Source organism: Aeromonas sp. s2, assembly GCF_040907935.1.
Taxonomy (GTDB): Bacteria; Pseudomonadota; Gammaproteobacteria; order Enterobacterales; family Aeromonadaceae; genus Aeromonas; species Aeromonas dhakensis.
Window position 1 is genome coordinate 19,645 of sequence record NZ_JBFOCR010000002.1, and the last position, 16,184, is coordinate 35,828.

Below are 16,184 nucleotides of genomic sequence, written 5' to 3' on the forward strand. Positions count from 1 at the left end.
GCAAGCTGTGAAAATAGCCCTGCCAGACGGAGTGGTTTATTTTTAACTTGCTGTTTGTTAATGATTTTTATGTTTATTGAACAACGATTAGATGCTTGCGTGAGCGTTTAATTAATTTAAAAACGTTTGTATTATCCAACATGCATATTTTTACCGCAGATTGTGATGGCTATCTGATTTTTAAATATGCAAATGTCTATGATGGCGCCGGTCAAAAAATTACAAATTACTCAGGTGCTACTGGTATGGAATACGTTCACTTTGTGCTCGGACTCGTGATGGTCCTCGCTCTTGCTTTGCTGGCCAACCGCCACAACTGGAAACAGATCAAACTGCGTTATATCGGCCAACTGCTGGTGGTCGAACTGGCGCTGGCCTGGTTCATGCTGAACTCCGAAGTGGGTCTGGCAGTAGTGGGTGGCTTTGCCGCCGGCTTCACCAAGCTGATGGAGTTTGCCAAGCAGGGGACCGACTTCGTGTTCGGCGGCTTGGTCAATGAAGGGGCCTTCTCCTTCTTCCTGATGGTGCTGATGCCCATCGTCTTCATCTCTGTGCTGATCGGCATCCTGCAGTACATCCGTTTGCTGCCGCTGGTGATCCGCGGCATCGGTACCGTGCTGGCCAAGATCAACGGCATGGGCAAGCTGGAATCCTTCAACGCCATCAGCTCCATGATCGTCGGCCAGTCCGAGAACTTCATCGCGCTCAAGAACATACTGCCGCACCTGAACGAGAAGCAGATGTACACCCTGGCCGCCACCGCCATGTCCACCGTCTCCATGTCCATCGTCGGTGCCTACATGCAGCTGATCGAGCCGCGCTACGTGGTTGCCGCCCTGGTGCTCAACATGTTCAGCACCTTCGTCGTGCTGTCCCTCATCAACCCCTACGAGCCGGACAATACCGTGACTGACGCCAAGGCGCTGTCCGAGGGTGACGAGCACCACACCCCGAAGAAAGAGAACTTCTTCGAGATGCTGGGCGAGTACATCATGGCCGGTTTCACCGTGGCGGTGATCGTGGGTGCCATGCTGGTGGGCTTCATCGCCCTGATCGCCCTCATCAACTACCTGTTCGAGATGGCGTTCGGTGTCAACTTCCAGCACGTCATGGGCTATATCTTCTACCCCATCGCCTGGATCCTGGGTATCCCAGGCAGTGAAGCGCTGCAGGCCGGTTCCATCATGGCGACCAAGCTGGTGACCAACGAATTCGTGGCCATGATGGATCTGGGCAAGATAGCGGCCCAGCTCTCTCCGCGCACCGTCGGCATCCTCTCCATCTTCATGGTGTCGTTCGCCAACTTCAGCTCCATCGGCATCATCGCCGGTGCGGTGAAGGCGCTGAACGAAGAGAAGGGCAACATGGTCTCCCGCTTCGGTCTGAAGCTGGTGTACGGCTCCACCTTGGTGAGCCTGCTCTCCGCCGTGATCGCCGGTGTGATGCTGTAAGCCATCCACCCGCCCTCACCACGACAAACCCCTGCCTCGGCAGGGGTTTGTTTTTTTGGCGGCTGACTGCCTAGCCGGGCCAGTGGGCCCAGTAACCGGCGGCCAGCAGGGTGAGGGTACAAAAGCCGGTCTCGAGGGCGCCGCCGCTTCTGAGTGGCCAGCCCGGCAGCCGGTAGCGGCGCTTGCTGGGCCAGAAGAGCGGGATGCCGGCCGGGGTGAGCCAGTCCCCCAGCAGATGGCTGAGGTAGCCGATGATGAGGGCATCCTTGACCCCGACCGGCAGGGTGTCGGGTGGCAGCTGCTGGTTGAGTCCCCAGATGGCGACCGCCACCGCCAGCAGGCTGTGGGTGAAGCCGCGATGACCGAACAGGCGAGAGAGGGGTTTCGAGATCCAGGGCAGCCGCTGCCCCAATACCGACTTGGGGTGGTCGAGGTCCGGCAGCAGGGCGCTGGCCAGGGCGGCGGGCACGGTCTGCCACAGGCTGGCGTCGGCCAGGGCCGGCGTCAGCTGGAGTTTGTGGGCGATCAGGGTGCAGGTAACGGAAAACAGCAGGTGCCCTTGGGCGGTCATGATGGCTACGACATGGGAAAATGGCGGCGCATCTTACCAGTGTCGCGGGCCATTGCAGCAAAAAACCGGGGCCCGGCGGGCGGCCCGGTCATTAACTGCGCGGATCTTCCACCTTGGTGTCGGCGGGCACCCGTTTCTTGCCCAGCACCATGGCGCGTACCAGGTCGCTGCGAGTGAGGCGATCGGTCAGGATCACCACGGCCGCATGGACACCGACGGCGGCCATGAGGGTGTTGGCAAGGATGCCGTGCAGCTCCTCCAGCCAGTCCTCGCCCCAGAAGGCATCCCAGGTGGTGAGCCAGCCGGTGACCACGGTGCCGACCAGCGACAGCAGCAGCAGCCAGATCATCAGGGCGCCGACCGGGTTGTGGCCGAGGTAGTAGGGGTGATGCCCGCTGGCCAGCTGGCGCAGGTAGTAGCGTACCCGGGCCGGGGTCGGCCACCACTGGCCGAAGCGGGCGTAATGAGGGCCGATCAGTCCCCACAGCAGGCGGATGATGAGCAGGATACCCACCGCGTAGCCGGCGTACTTGTGGAGCTTGCTCCCCTCTTCCAGGATGAAGAAGTTGAGCAGGCAGAGGGTGACGGTAGCCCAGTGAAACACCCGGATGAGGGGATCCCAGACTTTCACTTCAGAGGTAGGGGTCATGGCAAGGCTCCAAGGCTGGGGCCGGCGCATTGCCGGCCCAACGCGGCGTTATTCGTCGATCTCTTCTTTCACTTTCTTCAGATCGGTCGGGTCGAAGTAGATCTCGACCTTGCGCTTCTCCTTGTCCCAACCGTAAATCTCGTAGCAGTTGGTCTCGGTGACCTTGAACTTCTTGATGTCATAGCCCATCGCCTTGATCTTCTGCTGGGCGTCGGCTTCGCTCATCCACTTGCTCTTGTCGGCCTGGGTGCATTGGGGATCGGCCAGGGCTGCGCCGCTCAACAGAGGGATCAGTAACAACAGGGGGGTCAGTTTCATTGCTTGCTCCTTGCGGGTGGTTGGGTCAACAGCCACAAGGTTAGTTCAGCTCCCTTAAGAAAGAATTAAGCGCAGAAGGGGACGAACGGGTCTCCCCGACAGGGCGCCGGGGAGCGGGCTCAGCTCAGCTTGCCCCTGACCAGCCACTTGTCCAGCGCGTTGGCGAAGCGCTGCTTGTCGGCCGCGTTGAGGGGGGCCGGGCCACCGGTCTGGACCCCGGCCGAGCGCAGCTCTTCCATGAAGTTGCGCATGCCGAGCCGCGCCTTGATGGTCTCGCGGGTGTAGATCTCGCCGCGGGGGTTGAGCGCCTCGCCGCCGGCATCGATCACCAGGGCGGCGAGGGGGATGTCGCCGGTGATCACCAGATCGCCGGGTTTGACCTGCTGGGCGATGACATGATCTGCCACATCGAAGCCCTTCTCCACCTGCTGGGTCTTGATGAAGGGGGAGGGGGGCACCCGCAGCCCCTGATTGGCCACTAGGGTGGTCACCACCTGGGCGCGGTGGGCGGCACGGTAGAGGATCTCCTTGACCGGAATGGGGCAGGCATCGGCATCAACCCAGATGGGCATGGCATGGTTTCCTGTGTCTGAAACGAGTGGAGCATCTTAGCACGGCCGGGGGCGGCCGGCTGCCCCGGGGCTGAGTCGGGTCCGGCTTTGGTGTAAGCTGGGCCGATGAACATGAGCGAGAAGGACGAGCAGATGGATCGGGTGCCCAGTGACGTGATTTATGGCCTGACCCTGGATGGCAGGGGGGGCATGCAGCCGCTGGCGGCGGGCAGCGAGATTCCGGCAGCGCAGCCGGGCTGGCTGCATCTGGACTATGGCAACCCGGAGGCGGCGCGCTGGCTGTTGCAGACGCCACTGTTGGGTGACGCGGCACGCGAATCCCTGCTCGGCCAGAGCAATCGCCCCAAGCTGGTGCGGATGGGCGAGACGGTGCTGCTGATCCTGCGCGGCATCAACCACAACAAGGATCACAGGCCCGAAGAGATGGTGGCGCTGCGGATCTTCATCACGCCGGATCTCATCATCAGCAGTCGGCGGCGGCCACTGCTGTCGGAAAAAGATGTCTTCGAGCAGCTGAAGCAGGGGGGTGGCGCCGACACCCCGGCCGACTGGCTGGTGGAGATCTGCGACGCCCTGACCGATCGGGCCGGGGAGTTCGTCGAGGAGCTGCACGACCAGATCCTAGATCTGGAAGAGCAGGTGCTGATGCGCGACCTGCCTGCCAACGGCCGGCTGGCGCTGATCCGAAAACAGCTCATCATGATCCGCCGCTACCTCTCCCCCCAGCGGGATCTGGTGGCGCGCCTCGCCAACGAGAAGATCAGCTGGCTGGACGAGGACGACCGGCGCCGCCTGCTCGACATCGCCGACCGGCTGCGGCGCTGGCTCGACGATCTGGATGCCGGGGTGGCGCGCACCGCCGTGCTGGCGGACGAGATCAACAACCTGATGGCGGAGGCGACCAACCGCCGTGCCTATCAGATGTCGGTGATGGCGCTGCTGTTTCTGCCCGCCAGCTTCCTGACCGGCCTGTTCGGCATCAACCTGGGGGGCATTCCCGGGGCCGAGAGCCCGACCGCCTTCTGGATCTTCTGCGGATCCCTGGTGGCGCTGGCCGCCGGGCTGGCGGTCTGGCTCAAACACAGACGCTGGTGGTAAGGAGCCGACATGACCACATGGGAATCTTTTGGCGTGACCCTGCTGCTGTTGCTGGGCCACACCCTTATTCGCGGCCTCATTCACAAGAGCCTGATGGCCCTCGGCCAGAGCCGGCAGGTGAGCGAGAACCGGGTGCTCTACGTGGAGCACGTGTTCCACTTCCTGCTCGGTTGCGCCACCCTGCTGATCCTGGCCGGGGTGTGGGGGCTCGACTTCTCGCGGCTGGTGGTGCTGGCCTCCTCCTTCTTCGCGGTGCTGGGGGTCGCCATGGTGGCGCAGTGGTCGATCCTCTCCAACATCACCGCCAGCATCACCATCTTCTTCGCCTTCCCCTACCGGATTGGCGATCGGATCCGGATCCTCGACAAGGATGATTCCGTCACCGGCGTCATCACCGAGATCGGTCTCTTCTACGTGCGGGTGCGCGATGACAACGGCGATCTGGTCACCTATCCCGCCAACCTGATCCTGCAAAAGCCGGTCAGACGGCTGGAGGGCAAGGGGGCGGAACCCCTGCAACCGGAATGAGAAAAGGCTCCCGTGGGAGCCTTTTTTGCGCCTGCCAGCTTCTCAGCGTTCGAAGAAGCGGTAGAGGTGCTCGATCTGGATCGGGCAGTCCGCCACCAGATGCACGTGCTGGCGGGCCTCTTCGACCGAGCCGAAGCTGAGGGGGCAACCCAGGGTGTCGGTCATCTCGTACAGTTTGCCGTCCTGTCCCCTGAACTCCACGATCCAGCCGGGCAGGATGGCATCCTGCAGGATCTCGGCTTCCTTGAAGGCTTGTTGCTGGTAGAGCAGACGAAGTTCATTGACTGTCATGACATCCTCCCGTGACGCTTGATGCCACTTCAAGTCTAGTGGTTGCGGCCGCCATCAGGCGGCTCATTTGGCCGTCTTGAGGTGTTCCCAGGCCCAGCGCAGGCGGATGAAGGTGTCGGCATCGCCCCCCCGATCCGGATGGTGTTGCAGTGCCAGCTCACGCCAGCGGCGGCGGATGGCGTCAGGCCCTGCCCCGGTCGGCAGGGCGAACAGGGTCAGCGCCTCGGCCCTGTGTTCATCCCGCTCACAGGCCCGCCAGAAGCTGCCGAGCAGGGCTTCCACCTCCTCCCGGTCTGTCTGCCAGAACACCTGCCAGTCGAGGTAGTAACTGCGCAGCGCCTCACCCTGGGCGAGGGCGCTTGCCGTGTTGCGAGGAGCGAGCGGTTCGAGCCGGATATCCAGGGTGCTGATCAGCAGCCACCACCCTTCATCGTGGAGCTCGGCCTGCAGCTGGTAGAGGGCGTTCATGATGAGGAAGTTGAGCCGAAACAGCTGCTGCTGCTCGTCCCCCGGCAGAGGCGGGATGAGCTCCTGGCGGCGCAGCTCGGCCAGCAGCTCGTGCACCTTGTAGCTGCCGCTGGCCTGCCTGAGCAGTGCCAGCAGCGGGGCGAGCAGCGGGTTGGCGGTCGATTCGGCAGAGTTCACTGGCCGGCCCCCTCTTTGGGGGGCTGCAGGGCGATCAGCAGCTCCCCGGCCAGCGGCTCGACGGGTCCGGTGACGATGCGGGTCCGCCCCTTGCCGTCCAGCACGAACAGCGGGATGGCGCCCGGGTTGGCCTCCTGGTACTGGGCCCAGTCGAACGCCTCGCTCAGGCGGGTTGCCTTGATCTGGCCGCCCCGGCTCAGCAGGCCGCTCAACCGGGCGTAGTTGATGTCGGGGCCGAACAGGTTCTGGCGAGCGCGGAAGGTGGCGCTCTCCCGGTTGGCCTTGCCGTGCTGCTCGCTGGAGCGCAACGAGTAGACCTTCTCCTCGCCGTAGAGGTGGGCGAAGTGCAGCACGCCGAGGGCGTTGTTGTGGCGGTTGGGGGAGAGGGCCAGCACGGTACTGATGCTGGTGAGCGGCAGGTGCAGCTCGGCGTGCTCGGATTGCGGGTTGCCGAAGTAGCAGGGCAGGTTGCTCATCCGCGCCTGACGGCAGAACTCCCAGGCCGGATCGCAGAGCTGGACCGGCACCCCCTGATCCGCCAGTGCCCGGCCGATGGCCCGCGCCACCGAGTTGGCTCCTATGATGAGCCAGGTGTTGGGGGCACTCTGGCGCATCTTGAGCAGCCCGGCCAGCGGTGCCGAAGTGAGGCTCTGCAGCACCACGGTGGAGATGATCACCGCAAACACCAGGGGGACCAGCTTGTCGGCATCGGCAATGCCGGCCTCATGCAGGCTGATGGCGAAGGAGGCGCTGACCGCCGCCGCCACTATGCCGCGCGGCGCGATCCAGCCGAGCAGGGCGCGGGCCCGCCAGGAGAGATCGGATCCCCAGGTGGAGACCAGGATGCAGAGCGGACGCGCCACGAACTGCACCACGCACAACAACGCCAGCACCATGGGGCCGAGCTGCCAGAGCTGGGCCAGATCGAGGCGGGCCGCCAGCAGGATGAACAGGGAGGAGATGAGGATGATGGCGAGATCCTCCTTGAAGGCCAGCACCTCCTCCAGATCCAGCCCCTCCTGATTGGCGAGCCAGATGCCGAACACGGTCACCGCCAGCAGGCCGGATTCGTGGCTGAGCCAGTTGGAGAGGCTGAAGGTGACCAGCACCAGCGCCAGCACCCCGAACTTGTGCAGACTGACCGGCAGCCAGTCCTTGCGGATCAGCAGGGTGGTGAGCCAGCCGGCACCGACCCCGATGAGGGAGCCCACCCCCACCGTCTTGGCCAGCGCCAGCAGGGTGTGACCGACCAGATCCCCCTGACTGCCGAGGCGTACCGCCTCGAACACCAGCACCGCAAACAGGGCGCCGATGGGATCGATGACGATCCCCTCCCAGCGCAGGATGCGGTCCACCTCCCGGGTCGGGCGGATCACGTTGAGCATGGGGGCGACCACGGTCGGGCCGGTCACCACCAGCACGGCGCCGAGCACCATGGCGACCCGCCAGTCCAGCCCCAGCAGGAAGTAGCCGGCGCTTCCGATGACGGCGAAGCTCACCAGCATGCCGGTGGAGCAGAGGTTGCGCACCACCTTGCCGATCCCCTTGAGCTCGGCCAGGTGCAGGGTGAGCGCCCCCTCGAACAGGATGATGGCGACCGACAGGGAGACCAGCGGGAACAGCAGGTCGCCGAGCAGGGCATCGGGGTCGAGCAGGCCGCCGACCGGTCCCAGCAGCAGGCCGGTGAGCAGCAGAAACAGGATGGCGGGCACCCGCAGCGACCAGGCGAGCCACTGGGCCAGCACTGAGACCAGGGCGATCCCGGCCAGGGAGAGAGCGATCATGCAGACCTCGGTTGGGGCAATGGACCTGGAGGAAGTGTAGTGGGGAAGATGGTCAGATTGACACCAGCCGGCGGCGGGAACAAGGGGGGAAGCGGATCGCGCGACAGCGGGCGTCACGGGTTACCTGCTGTGGGAGAGGAGCGGGGTGTGGCCGCTGACTGCGGCCACCAGCCGGATTAGATGGGGCTCTCTTTGTGGAGTTCGGTGACGCAGTCGGCCACCGCCAGCACCAGCGCCGAGCGCACCACCTGATCGAGCCGGTTCAGCTGCATCTGGTAGAAGGGCCAATCCTCCTCGTTGGCGGGGGCCTCCTGCGGCATCATGCCGCCCTGGCTGACGCCGTGCAGACGTGCCAGCAGATCGCGGATCGGCTTGTCGCTGAAGCGGTAATCCTTGGGGTCGCGCACCAGAAAATCGCGGATCTTCAGGTAAGCCTCGAGATCCTGATAGCGCTCGAGGGAGATGAGGCCGAGGGCGAAGATGAGCTTGAGGCGCACCTCCAGCTGGCCGAGGGGGCCGCTCTGGTTGAGCAAAGGTTCGATGGCGTACTTGACGGCATACTCCTCCTGACGGAACGCGCGTCGCATCAGGGAGTCGACCGCCTCTTCCAGGATGGTCACGACTTCGAGAAAGAAGCCGCGGGGGCCATCCTGCTCGTTCAGTCGTTCCAGTACTTCATCTTCCTGGTGTGTGGTCATAAGTGCATTGGGTCCAGCTGACTGGGAGAGAGTGGGCCTCTCTCCCGGTTTTTATCGTATGAGGCGCTTTGGTGACCGGCCTGCGCGGGCCGGCACGGTGGCGCCTCATCAGGTCACTTCAAATTGCCATAACGGGTGACGATGGCGCTGACGATGTCGCTGTCGGCGGCCAGGCCGGTGATGCGCGCCAGGGCCTGGGCCGGGCCCAGCTCCGCCAGCAGCTGTTGCAGCTCCACCGCCTGCGGGTCATCGGCATTGCGATAGTGCAACGCCGCGGCGATCCCCTCCTGCAGGTGATCGTTCGGCAAGCCGTACTCCAGGGTGCCGAGCAGCGGTTTCACCAGCCGATCCCCCGCCGCCAGCTTGCGCAGCGGCTGACGGCCGACCCGGTCAATCTCGTCCACCAGATAGGGGTTGGCGAAGCGGGCCAGGATCTTCTCGATGTAGGCGGCGTGCAGGCGCGGGTCGAAACCGTAGCGTTGCACCAGCACGGCGCCGCTCTCCTCCATGGCGCGACGCACCTTGCTGCGGATCAGCGGATCCTCGATCGCCTCGCGAATGGTGCGATAGCCCCTCAGCTTGCCGAGGTAGGCAGTGACGATGTGGCCGGTGTTGAGGGTGAACAGCTTGCGCTCGACGAAGGCCATCAGGTTGTCGGTGGGCTCCATGCCCGCCACTTGGGGGAGCTCGCCCTTGAACTGGGTCTGGTCGACGATCCACTCGCTGAAGCTCTCCACCGTCACTTCCAGCGGATCATCGTTGGCCGCGGCCGGCGGGACGATGCGGTCCACCGCCGAGTCGACGAAGCCGATGCAGGCGTCGAGGGTGGCATGATACGCGACCGGCAGGTACTTGAGTACCTCCTGCTTGAGGTGGCTGGTGCCGCGCACCATGTTCTCGCAGGCGATGACGTTGAGCGGTGTCAGGTTGCCGGCATCGAAGCGGGCCTGCAGCCCCTGGGCCAGGGTGCTGGCAATCTTGTCCAGAATGTTGGGGCCGACCGCGGTGGTGACCAGATCGGCGGTGATGATGCGGGCGATCACCTCGTGGCCGGCGGAGCTCACCGCCGCCACGTTGCGCACCACGTCCAGCTTCTGATCCGCTCCCACCACGTGCACCTTGTACTCCTGGCGGTGGTTGAGCTGGTCGATCAGGGTCTCGTTGACGTCGGCGAAGGTGACCTGATGGCTGGCATCCGCCAGCAATTTTCCGATGAAGCCGCGACCTATGTTGCCGGCACCAAAATGCAATGTTTTCATGATATTAACCTCTTGAACCAAAGACGATGAAGGACGATCAGGCAGCCTGTTCGGCACCCAGCAGATCCAGGAACTCCTGGGGATCCTGAGTGCTGGCCAGCCGGTCGATGAGGCCGGGTTCGTCCAGTGCATTGGTCAGGCGGGTTATCACCTGCATGTGTTCGTCGTTGCGGGCGGCGATGCCGATCACCAGCCGCGCTACTTCATCGGCCGCCTCGCCGAAGGCAACCCCGGCCGGGTATTGGCAGATGACGATGCCGGTGCGCTTCACAAACTCCTTGGCGGCGATGGTGCCGTGCGGCACGGCGATGGATTCACCGAGGTAGGTGGAGACCAGCTGTTCGCGCTCCAGCATGGCGTTGACGTAGTCGGGCGCCACGTAGCCCCGCTCCGCCAGCAGCTTGCCGGCAGCCCGGATGGCGGCCTCCTTGTTGTCGGCCTTGAGCCCCAGGTGCACGTCATGGCGGCTCAGGGTGAACACTTCGGCGGCCTGCGGCTCATAGCTGTCGTCGTTGGCGGCCACCAGCAGCTGCGGGTTGGCGACGTCATCGTTGGCGGCCTGGGTCAGGCTCTGTACCAGCTCCTGATAGAGACCGTTGTCGAGGAAGTTGGTGAGCGAGATGTGGTGGGCGTGCGGCGCGTGGCGACGGGCCCGCTCGGTCAGATCCTTGTGGGTGATGACCCAGTCCACCTGATCGTCGAGCTGATCGATGGCGCGGTTGGTGACGCTGATGTCGAGGCCGGCGGCCTGCACCCGCTTGCGCAGCAGGCCGGCGCCCATGGCGCTGGAGCCCATGCCCGCATCGCAGGCGACGACGATGTTGCGTACCGCCATCAGTTCACCGCCCGGCTTCTTGGCCGCTGCGGTCTCGGGCTTGGCACCCTTCATGGCTTTCATCTTGCGAGTGGCTTCACCGAGGGCATCGGCCTCGTCGGCTTCCGGCTGCTGGGCACGGACGAACACGGCGGCGACCAGGAAGGAGACCAGGGTGGCGCTGATGATGGAGAGGGCGACCCCGATCAGGGAGGCTTTCGGTGTCATCAACAGCACGGCGAAGATGGAACCCGGTGAGGCGGGGGAGACCAGACCTGCGTTGAACAGGGTCAGGGTGAACACCCCGGTCATGCCGCCGGCGATCACCGCCAGGATCAGGCGCGGGTTCATCAGCACGTACGGGAAGTAGATCTCGTGGATGCCGCCGAAGAAGTGAATGATGGAGGCACCGGCAGCGGACTGCTTGGCGGCGCCGCGACCGAACACCATGTAGGCCAGCAGCACGCCCATGCCCGGGCCCGGGTTCGCTTCGATCAGGAAGAAGATGGAGCGGCCGTGCTCGGTGGCCTGCTGGATCCCCAGCGGTGAGAAGATACCGTGGTTGATGGCGTTGTTGAGGAACAGGATCTTGGCCGGCTCGACGAAGATGGAGGTGAGCGGCAGCAGGTTGTTGTCCACCAGGAAGCCGACGCCACCGGCCAGTACGCCGGAGAGCACCTTGACGAAGGGGCCGATCACGAAGAAGGCGAGGATTGCCAGCAGCATGCCGATGAGGCCGGCGGAGAAGTTGTTGACCAGCATCTCGAAGCCGCTCTTGACGCGACCTTCCATCGCCTTGTCAAACCGCTTGATGGCCCAGCCACCGAGCGGGCCGACCATCATGGCGCCCATGAACATGGGAATGTCGGTCCCCACGATGACGCCCATGGTGGTGATGGCACCGACCACGCCGCCGCGCTCACCGCCCATCAGCTTGCCGCCGGTATAGCCAATCAGCAGCGGCAGCAGGTAGGTGATCATGGGGCCGACCAGCTTGGCCAGCGTTTCGCTCGGCAGCCAGCCGGTGGGGATGAAGAGGGCGGTAATAAAGCCCCAGGCGATGAAGGCGCCTATGTTGGGCATGACCATATTGGACAGGAAGCGTCCAAAATTCTGTATCTTGACTTTGGTATCCGGTGATAACATGTCGGGACCCCGTTTTAAGCCTGTTTGATTAAAAGTGGTAGTCGGGCTGGCCGGTTTTGCCGAACCGCCATCCCTGTCGTCTAAGCAACTTCAATCTACCAGCTTGTGATCAAATTAGGCTGAAAACGGGGTGTCTTGTGACGCAGCTCTCAAATACCCCGACCACCCCCCTCCCTTCACAGTGACGTCGATCACATTCACTCTCTGTATTTCGGCTACATTTCGATCTTTGCTGCCGCCAGTATCGTTTTTATGTGACACGAATCACTCTTTGCTGTTTGCGCAAACCTGATGTCAATGTGATCCATTTCTCACTTTCATTATTTGTATTCAATTGGAGCAATTCGCCTGACCTGAAAAGTGAGGGTGTTGACGATGGATTGGTTGAATCAATACTAAAGTAACCAATGAATCAATTATTTTGTAACCCACTTTCAGTTTTTCATGATCTCCTTCAGCCGCAGAGGCGACGCATTAGCCACTCCAGTGGGCCTCGCTCGAAGCGCTGACTCCAGAGATTGGCAAACAGCAGCGCCGCCAGGGCGAAGAGGCCGGCGGCCAGCACCACCTCGGGCAGATCCTGCCCCTGCAGCCAGCCGATGGCCTCCAGCATCCCCATGCCGAGCATGATGTGGGCCAGATAGAGGGTCAGGGTCTGCCGACCGACCGGCAGCCACACTCGCCACCAGCGGGCCTCGGGCAGGGCGCGTCCCAGCCAGAGGCAGAGGGCGATCAGAGTGCTGGCCGCGCCCATGCCGAACAGCAGGTAGAGCGGCGCCGGGGGAATGGGCTGGGTCGCCAGCAGCGGCGCCAGCTCTGGGCTCGGCAAAAGGGTCGGCAACCAGAGCGACAGCCCCCTGGCCAGCGCCATGGCACTCACACCACCGGCCAGCAGCCAGCGCTGGGTGAGCGGATTGGCCAGAGATTGGCGGCTCAGCCAGAGGCCGTAGAGCAGAAAGCCCAGCCAGGGCACCACAGGGTGCCAGCCGTTGAACAGCAGATTGCGGACGAAGCCGGCCAGGGTCCAGAACTCGGGATAGCTGAAGCTGTGCCACTGCCAGCCCCGATCGTAATCGAGCAGGAACAGCAGGCCCACGAAGCTTGCCGCCAGCAGCGGGATCAGGGTCAGCAGCCAGGGGGAGGCAAGCCGGAGACAGCAGGCCCCCAGCAGAAAGTAGACGGCGTAGTAGTGGATGATGTCGGCCGGAAACACCAGGTAGTTGAGCAGCCCCACGATCAGCAGAAACAGGGCCCGCTTGGCGGTGTGGGTCATGGCCGCCGACCACGCCAGCTTGCGGGTCGACAGCCCCAGCCCGATGCCGGCCAGCACCACGAAGCTGGCGGCGGAGCGCCCTTCCAGTGCATCCAGCAGGGGTTTGAGCCAGGTGGGCCCCCCCGCCAACACCCCCATGGCGATGCGAAAATTCACCAGCACCATGCCGAGCAGGGCTATGGCACGGGCCAGATCCAGTCCTTCCAGTCGATTGTGCAGGGCTGTCATGGGAGCGACTCCTTTGGTGATCAGCGTGTCAGCGGGCCGGGCCCAACAACTGGTCTAGCAGGGCTGGCAACCTTTGCTCCACCGGCGCCTGCTCTGGATGCAGGGCCAGGGCATGGCGCAGGGCCTGCCCCTCCAGCGCGTCCAGCAGCAGCTGAGCCGTGAGATCCGGCTGCAGGTGGACGGCCAGCTCCCCAGCCTGCTGGCCACGGCGCACCGTCGCCGCCAGGGCATCGCACAGCTGGCGCTGGTTGCTGGCGAAGGTGGCTGCCATCTCGGGGTGGCGGGCCAGCTCGGCTAGGATCTCGGTGCCGAGCAGCAGGTTCTCCGGGGTCAGCGACCAGGCGAGGTAGCCGGCGGCGAAGCGGGCCAGCGCCGCCTGGGCCGGCCCCTGAACCAGCTCATCCAGCAGGGGTTGCAGCTCGGCCGCCTCCAGCGAGGCGATGTGGGCGATCAGCTCCTCCTTGCGGGCGAAGTGGTTGTAGAGGTTGCCGAGGCTCACCCCGGCGGCGGCGGCGATGTCGCGCATGCCGGTCTGGTGGAAGCCTCGCTCGATGAAGCAGCCGAGCGCCGCCTGGATGATCTGCTCGCGGCGCTGCTCCAGCCGCAGGTTGTTGGTGGTCATGGGGATGCCTCTTGCCTGAAAATCGCTCATGAGCGAACGTTCGTTCATTTGTGGATTCACTCTATGCCTGTGACGAGCCACTGGCAAGCTCGGGGCGTACAAAAAGTGATCTGCTGACTCGGCGGGCGGCATGACCCAATAAAAAAGCCCGCAGGGTGCGGGCTTTTGCAAGGAGGGAAGATCTGGCTTATTCGGCCTTGGGAGCTTCCGCGGCCGGTGCGGCCTCGGCTTCGCTCACCGGGGCGACCGGCGCTGGGCCCGGCACCAGCTCTACCGCCGGCTTGGCGATGAGGGAGCGGGTCTCTTCCACCGCTTCGGTCAGCTTGACCTCGATGATCTGGCCGAGCTCGTAGACCACCTCGGTCTTGTCCAGATAGACGCGGCCGTTGTCCCAGTTGCACTCCAGCCGCTCCTTGTTGTCGAGGATGTGGCGGGCGGGCATGAACACCACGGCACCGTTCTCCTGCAGGCGCAGCTTGAGGCCGGCACGCATCACGTCGATGATCTCGGCGTTGAACACCTTGTCGGTACCCGCATCGGCCTTGAGGTAGCGGACATAGAGCCAGTCGCCGATGTCGCGCTCCACCATGCGGTGCAGGCGACGGCAGGCGGTCAGATGCTCGGTGAGCTCCAGGCTTGGGCGCTCACCCGGGGTCTTGCCGGCGATGACGGCCTTGAGCAGGCGATGGTTGACCATATCGCCGTACTTGCGGATCGGGGAGGTCCAGGTGGCATAGGCATCCAGACCCAGGCCGTAGTGGGCGCCCGGTTCGGCGGACATCAGCGCATAGCTCTGGAAGCGGCGGATCTTGCCGTCCAGCCAGCGGGTGTCCAGGCTGTCGATCCAGCGGCGCAGGGCGCAGAAGCCGGACAGGCTGGCGATCTCTTCTTTCTCGAACGGGGCCTCGGCGCTCTTCAGCAGATCGATGGCGCCGTCGAGGGACTCCTCGTCAAAGCCGGTGTGGACGTTGAAGATGCCGTAGCCGACGCTCTTGCCCAGCACGCGGCCGGCGCAGATGTTGGCGGCGATCATCGACTCTTCCACCATGCGGTTGGCGATGCGGCGCGGCTCGACGTGAATGGCCAGCACAGCGCCGTTCTCGCCCAGCTCGAAGTCGTAGTCGGGGCGGTCCGGGAACACCAGGGCGTGTTCGGTGCGCCACTTGATGCGCGCCTCGGTCATCGCCTTCATCAGCGGCAGCTGGGCCAGCACGCCTGCGTCGATATCCAGCGCTTTGCCGTGTTCGGCCCAGTCGGAGACGTCGTCATAGTTGAGGCGGGCGTGGGAGCAGATGCGGGCGGCGAAGAACTCGGTCTCCTCCAGCAGCAGGCCATCCTCGGCGATCAGCAGGCGGGCGCACAGGGTGTTGCGCTCCTCGCCCTCTTTCAGGGAGCAGAGCTCGTCGGAGAGGGTGCGCGGGATCATGGGCACGTTGCGGCCCGGCATGTAGACGGTGAAGGCGCGCTGGGCGGCCTCCTTGTCCAGCTCGCTCCCTTCGGCCACATAGGCGGTCGGGTCGGCGATGGCGACCAGCAGCTCCCAGCCGTTGTCCAGCTTGCGGATGGCCAGGGCGTCATCCATGTCCTTGGTCTTGGCGCCGTCGATGGTGAAGAAGGGGGTCGCGGTCAGATCGGTGCGGGGCAGCTCTTCCTCTTCGATCACCTTCCACTCCGGCAGATCCGCCGGCTCGACCTGGGCCAGGTTGTGGCGCGCCAGCACCACCCACCAGGGCACGTTGTGATCTTCCTGGGCGGCGATCTTCTGGGTGATCTCGGCGGAGAAGTTGCCGTCCACCAGGGCATGACGCTTGAGGGTGGCGACCACCCAGTCCCCTTCCTTGAACTCTTTCTCGTCCAGACCCTTCTTGACGCGGGCCTTGATGGCATCCTTGATCAGCGGGTGGTCGGCCACCACGTTGAGGCGGTCGCGGAACATCTTGACCCGGGCCACGAAGCGGGTGACGGACTGCTCCAGCAGCTCATCCGGCTCGGCCACTTCCTTCTCTTTCTCGGTGCGGATCAGGGCGGTCACCCGGTCACCGTGCATCACCTTTTTCATGTAGGGAGGCGGCACGAAATAGCTGGTCTTCTCATCGACCTCCAGGAAGCCGAAGCCCCGATCGGAGGCGCGGATCACACCCTCTTTCTTGGGGATGTTTTCGCGGATTTGTTGCTTGAGCTGGGCCAGCAGCGGATTGTCTTGGAACATAAATGGGGAACCTGAGTGGAGACCTGGT

The 16,184-nt window shown here is 63.9% G+C and carries 16 protein-coding genes; 3 read left to right on the top strand and 13 right to left on the bottom strand.

What is annotated here, in order from left to right:
* Positions 1–245: 245 nt before the first annotated feature.
* Entirely contained in the window at positions 246–1,451 is a 1,206-nt protein-coding gene (locus AB5Y81_RS00310; RefSeq protein ID WP_279484924.1) for a NupC/NupG family nucleoside CNT transporter, read from the top strand.
* Between the two features lie 70 nt (positions 1,452–1,521).
* Here the strand turns inward: AB5Y81_RS00310 and AB5Y81_RS00315 are convergent, their stop codons facing one another.
* The 4 genes from AB5Y81_RS00315 to AB5Y81_RS00330 form a co-directional block, all read right to left on the bottom strand.
* The gene (locus AB5Y81_RS00315) at positions 1,522–2,022 is read right to left on the bottom strand and encodes a metal-dependent hydrolase (protein ID WP_005308407.1); all 501 of its coding nucleotides are present in this window, start codon (positions 2,020–2,022) and stop codon (positions 1,522–1,524) included.
* A 91-nt stretch (positions 2,023–2,113) separates the two neighbouring features.
* Positions 2,114–2,671: a cytochrome b/b6 domain-containing protein gene (locus tag AB5Y81_RS00320; RefSeq protein WP_005308410.1), complete on the bottom strand. Its 558-nt coding sequence runs from the start codon at positions 2,669–2,671 to the stop codon at positions 2,114–2,116.
* A gap of 48 nt (positions 2,672–2,719) precedes the next feature.
* Positions 2,720–2,989: a PepSY domain-containing protein gene (locus AB5Y81_RS00325; protein WP_017765207.1), complete on the bottom strand. Its 270-nt coding sequence runs from the start codon at positions 2,987–2,989 to the stop codon at positions 2,720–2,722.
* A 119-nt stretch (positions 2,990–3,108) separates the two neighbouring features.
* Positions 3,109–3,561 (bottom strand): YaiI/YqxD family protein, encoded by a 453-nt coding sequence (locus AB5Y81_RS00330; RefSeq protein ID WP_005308419.1) that lies wholly within the window; start codon positions 3,559–3,561, stop codon positions 3,109–3,111.
* Between the two features lie 105 nt (positions 3,562–3,666).
* Here AB5Y81_RS00330 and zntB point away from each other — a divergent pair, with 105 nt between their 5' ends.
* Together zntB and AB5Y81_RS00340 are read left to right on the top strand one after the other, a co-directional pair.
* On the top strand, positions 3,667–4,659 hold the full coding sequence (gene zntB / locus AB5Y81_RS00335) for a zinc transporter ZntB (RefSeq protein WP_010635250.1): 993 nt from the start codon (positions 3,667–3,669) through the stop codon (positions 4,657–4,659).
* A 9-nt stretch (positions 4,660–4,668) separates the two neighbouring features.
* Positions 4,669–5,187 carry a mechanosensitive ion channel domain-containing protein gene (locus AB5Y81_RS00340; RefSeq protein ID WP_017780379.1) on the top strand — a complete coding sequence of 173 codons (519 nt, stop codon included), beginning with the start codon at positions 4,669–4,671 and terminating at the stop codon, positions 5,185–5,187.
* Positions 5,188–5,229: 42 nt separating this feature from the next.
* Here AB5Y81_RS00340 and AB5Y81_RS00345 read toward each other — a convergent pair whose 3' ends face one another.
* The 9 genes from AB5Y81_RS00345 to AB5Y81_RS00385 form a co-directional block, all read right to left on the bottom strand.
* The gene (locus tag AB5Y81_RS00345) at positions 5,230–5,478 is read right to left on the bottom strand and encodes a hypothetical protein (RefSeq protein ID WP_005308429.1); all 249 of its coding nucleotides are present in this window, start codon (positions 5,476–5,478) and stop codon (positions 5,230–5,232) included.
* A 63-nt stretch (positions 5,479–5,541) separates the two neighbouring features.
* Positions 5,542–6,123 carry a DNA-J related domain-containing protein gene (locus AB5Y81_RS00350; protein ID WP_010635248.1) on the bottom strand — a complete coding sequence of 194 codons (582 nt, stop codon included), beginning with the start codon at positions 6,121–6,123 and terminating at the stop codon, positions 5,542–5,544.
* Positions 6,120–7,907 carry a sodium:proton antiporter gene (locus AB5Y81_RS00355; RefSeq protein ID WP_279484923.1) on the bottom strand — a complete coding sequence of 596 codons (1,788 nt, stop codon included), beginning with the start codon at positions 7,905–7,907 and terminating at the stop codon, positions 6,120–6,122. The genes AB5Y81_RS00350 and AB5Y81_RS00355 overlap by 4 nt, the downstream gene beginning before the upstream one ends.
* Positions 7,908–8,083: 176 nt before the next feature.
* Positions 8,084–8,605, bottom strand: coding sequence for an MltR family transcriptional regulator (locus tag AB5Y81_RS00360; protein WP_005308438.1), 522 nt, complete (start codon positions 8,603–8,605; stop codon positions 8,084–8,086).
* Positions 8,606–8,718: 113 nt separating this feature from the next.
* A complete protein-coding gene (locus AB5Y81_RS00365) occupies positions 8,719–9,864 on the bottom strand; it encodes a mannitol-1-phosphate 5-dehydrogenase (RefSeq protein WP_010635246.1) in 1,146 nt (381 codons plus the stop codon).
* A 37-nt stretch (positions 9,865–9,901) separates the two neighbouring features.
* Positions 9,902–11,824: a PTS mannitol transporter subunit IICBA gene (locus tag AB5Y81_RS00370; protein WP_042008627.1), complete on the bottom strand. Its 1,923-nt coding sequence runs from the start codon at positions 11,822–11,824 to the stop codon at positions 9,902–9,904.
* Positions 11,825–12,278: 454 nt separating this feature from the next.
* Positions 12,279–13,325: a DUF418 domain-containing protein gene (locus AB5Y81_RS00375; protein WP_279484922.1), complete on the bottom strand. Its 1,047-nt coding sequence runs from the start codon at positions 13,323–13,325 to the stop codon at positions 12,279–12,281.
* A 28-nt stretch (positions 13,326–13,353) separates the two neighbouring features.
* Positions 13,354–13,947, bottom strand: a complete 594-nt coding sequence (locus tag AB5Y81_RS00380; protein ID WP_279484921.1) for a TetR/AcrR family transcriptional regulator — start codon at positions 13,945–13,947, stop codon at positions 13,354–13,356.
* Between the two features lie 187 nt (positions 13,948–14,134).
* Positions 14,135–16,156, bottom strand: coding sequence for an exoribonuclease II (locus tag AB5Y81_RS00385; RefSeq protein ID WP_042008632.1), 2,022 nt, complete (start codon positions 16,154–16,156; stop codon positions 14,135–14,137).
* Between the last annotated feature and the right edge of the window lie 28 nt (positions 16,157–16,184).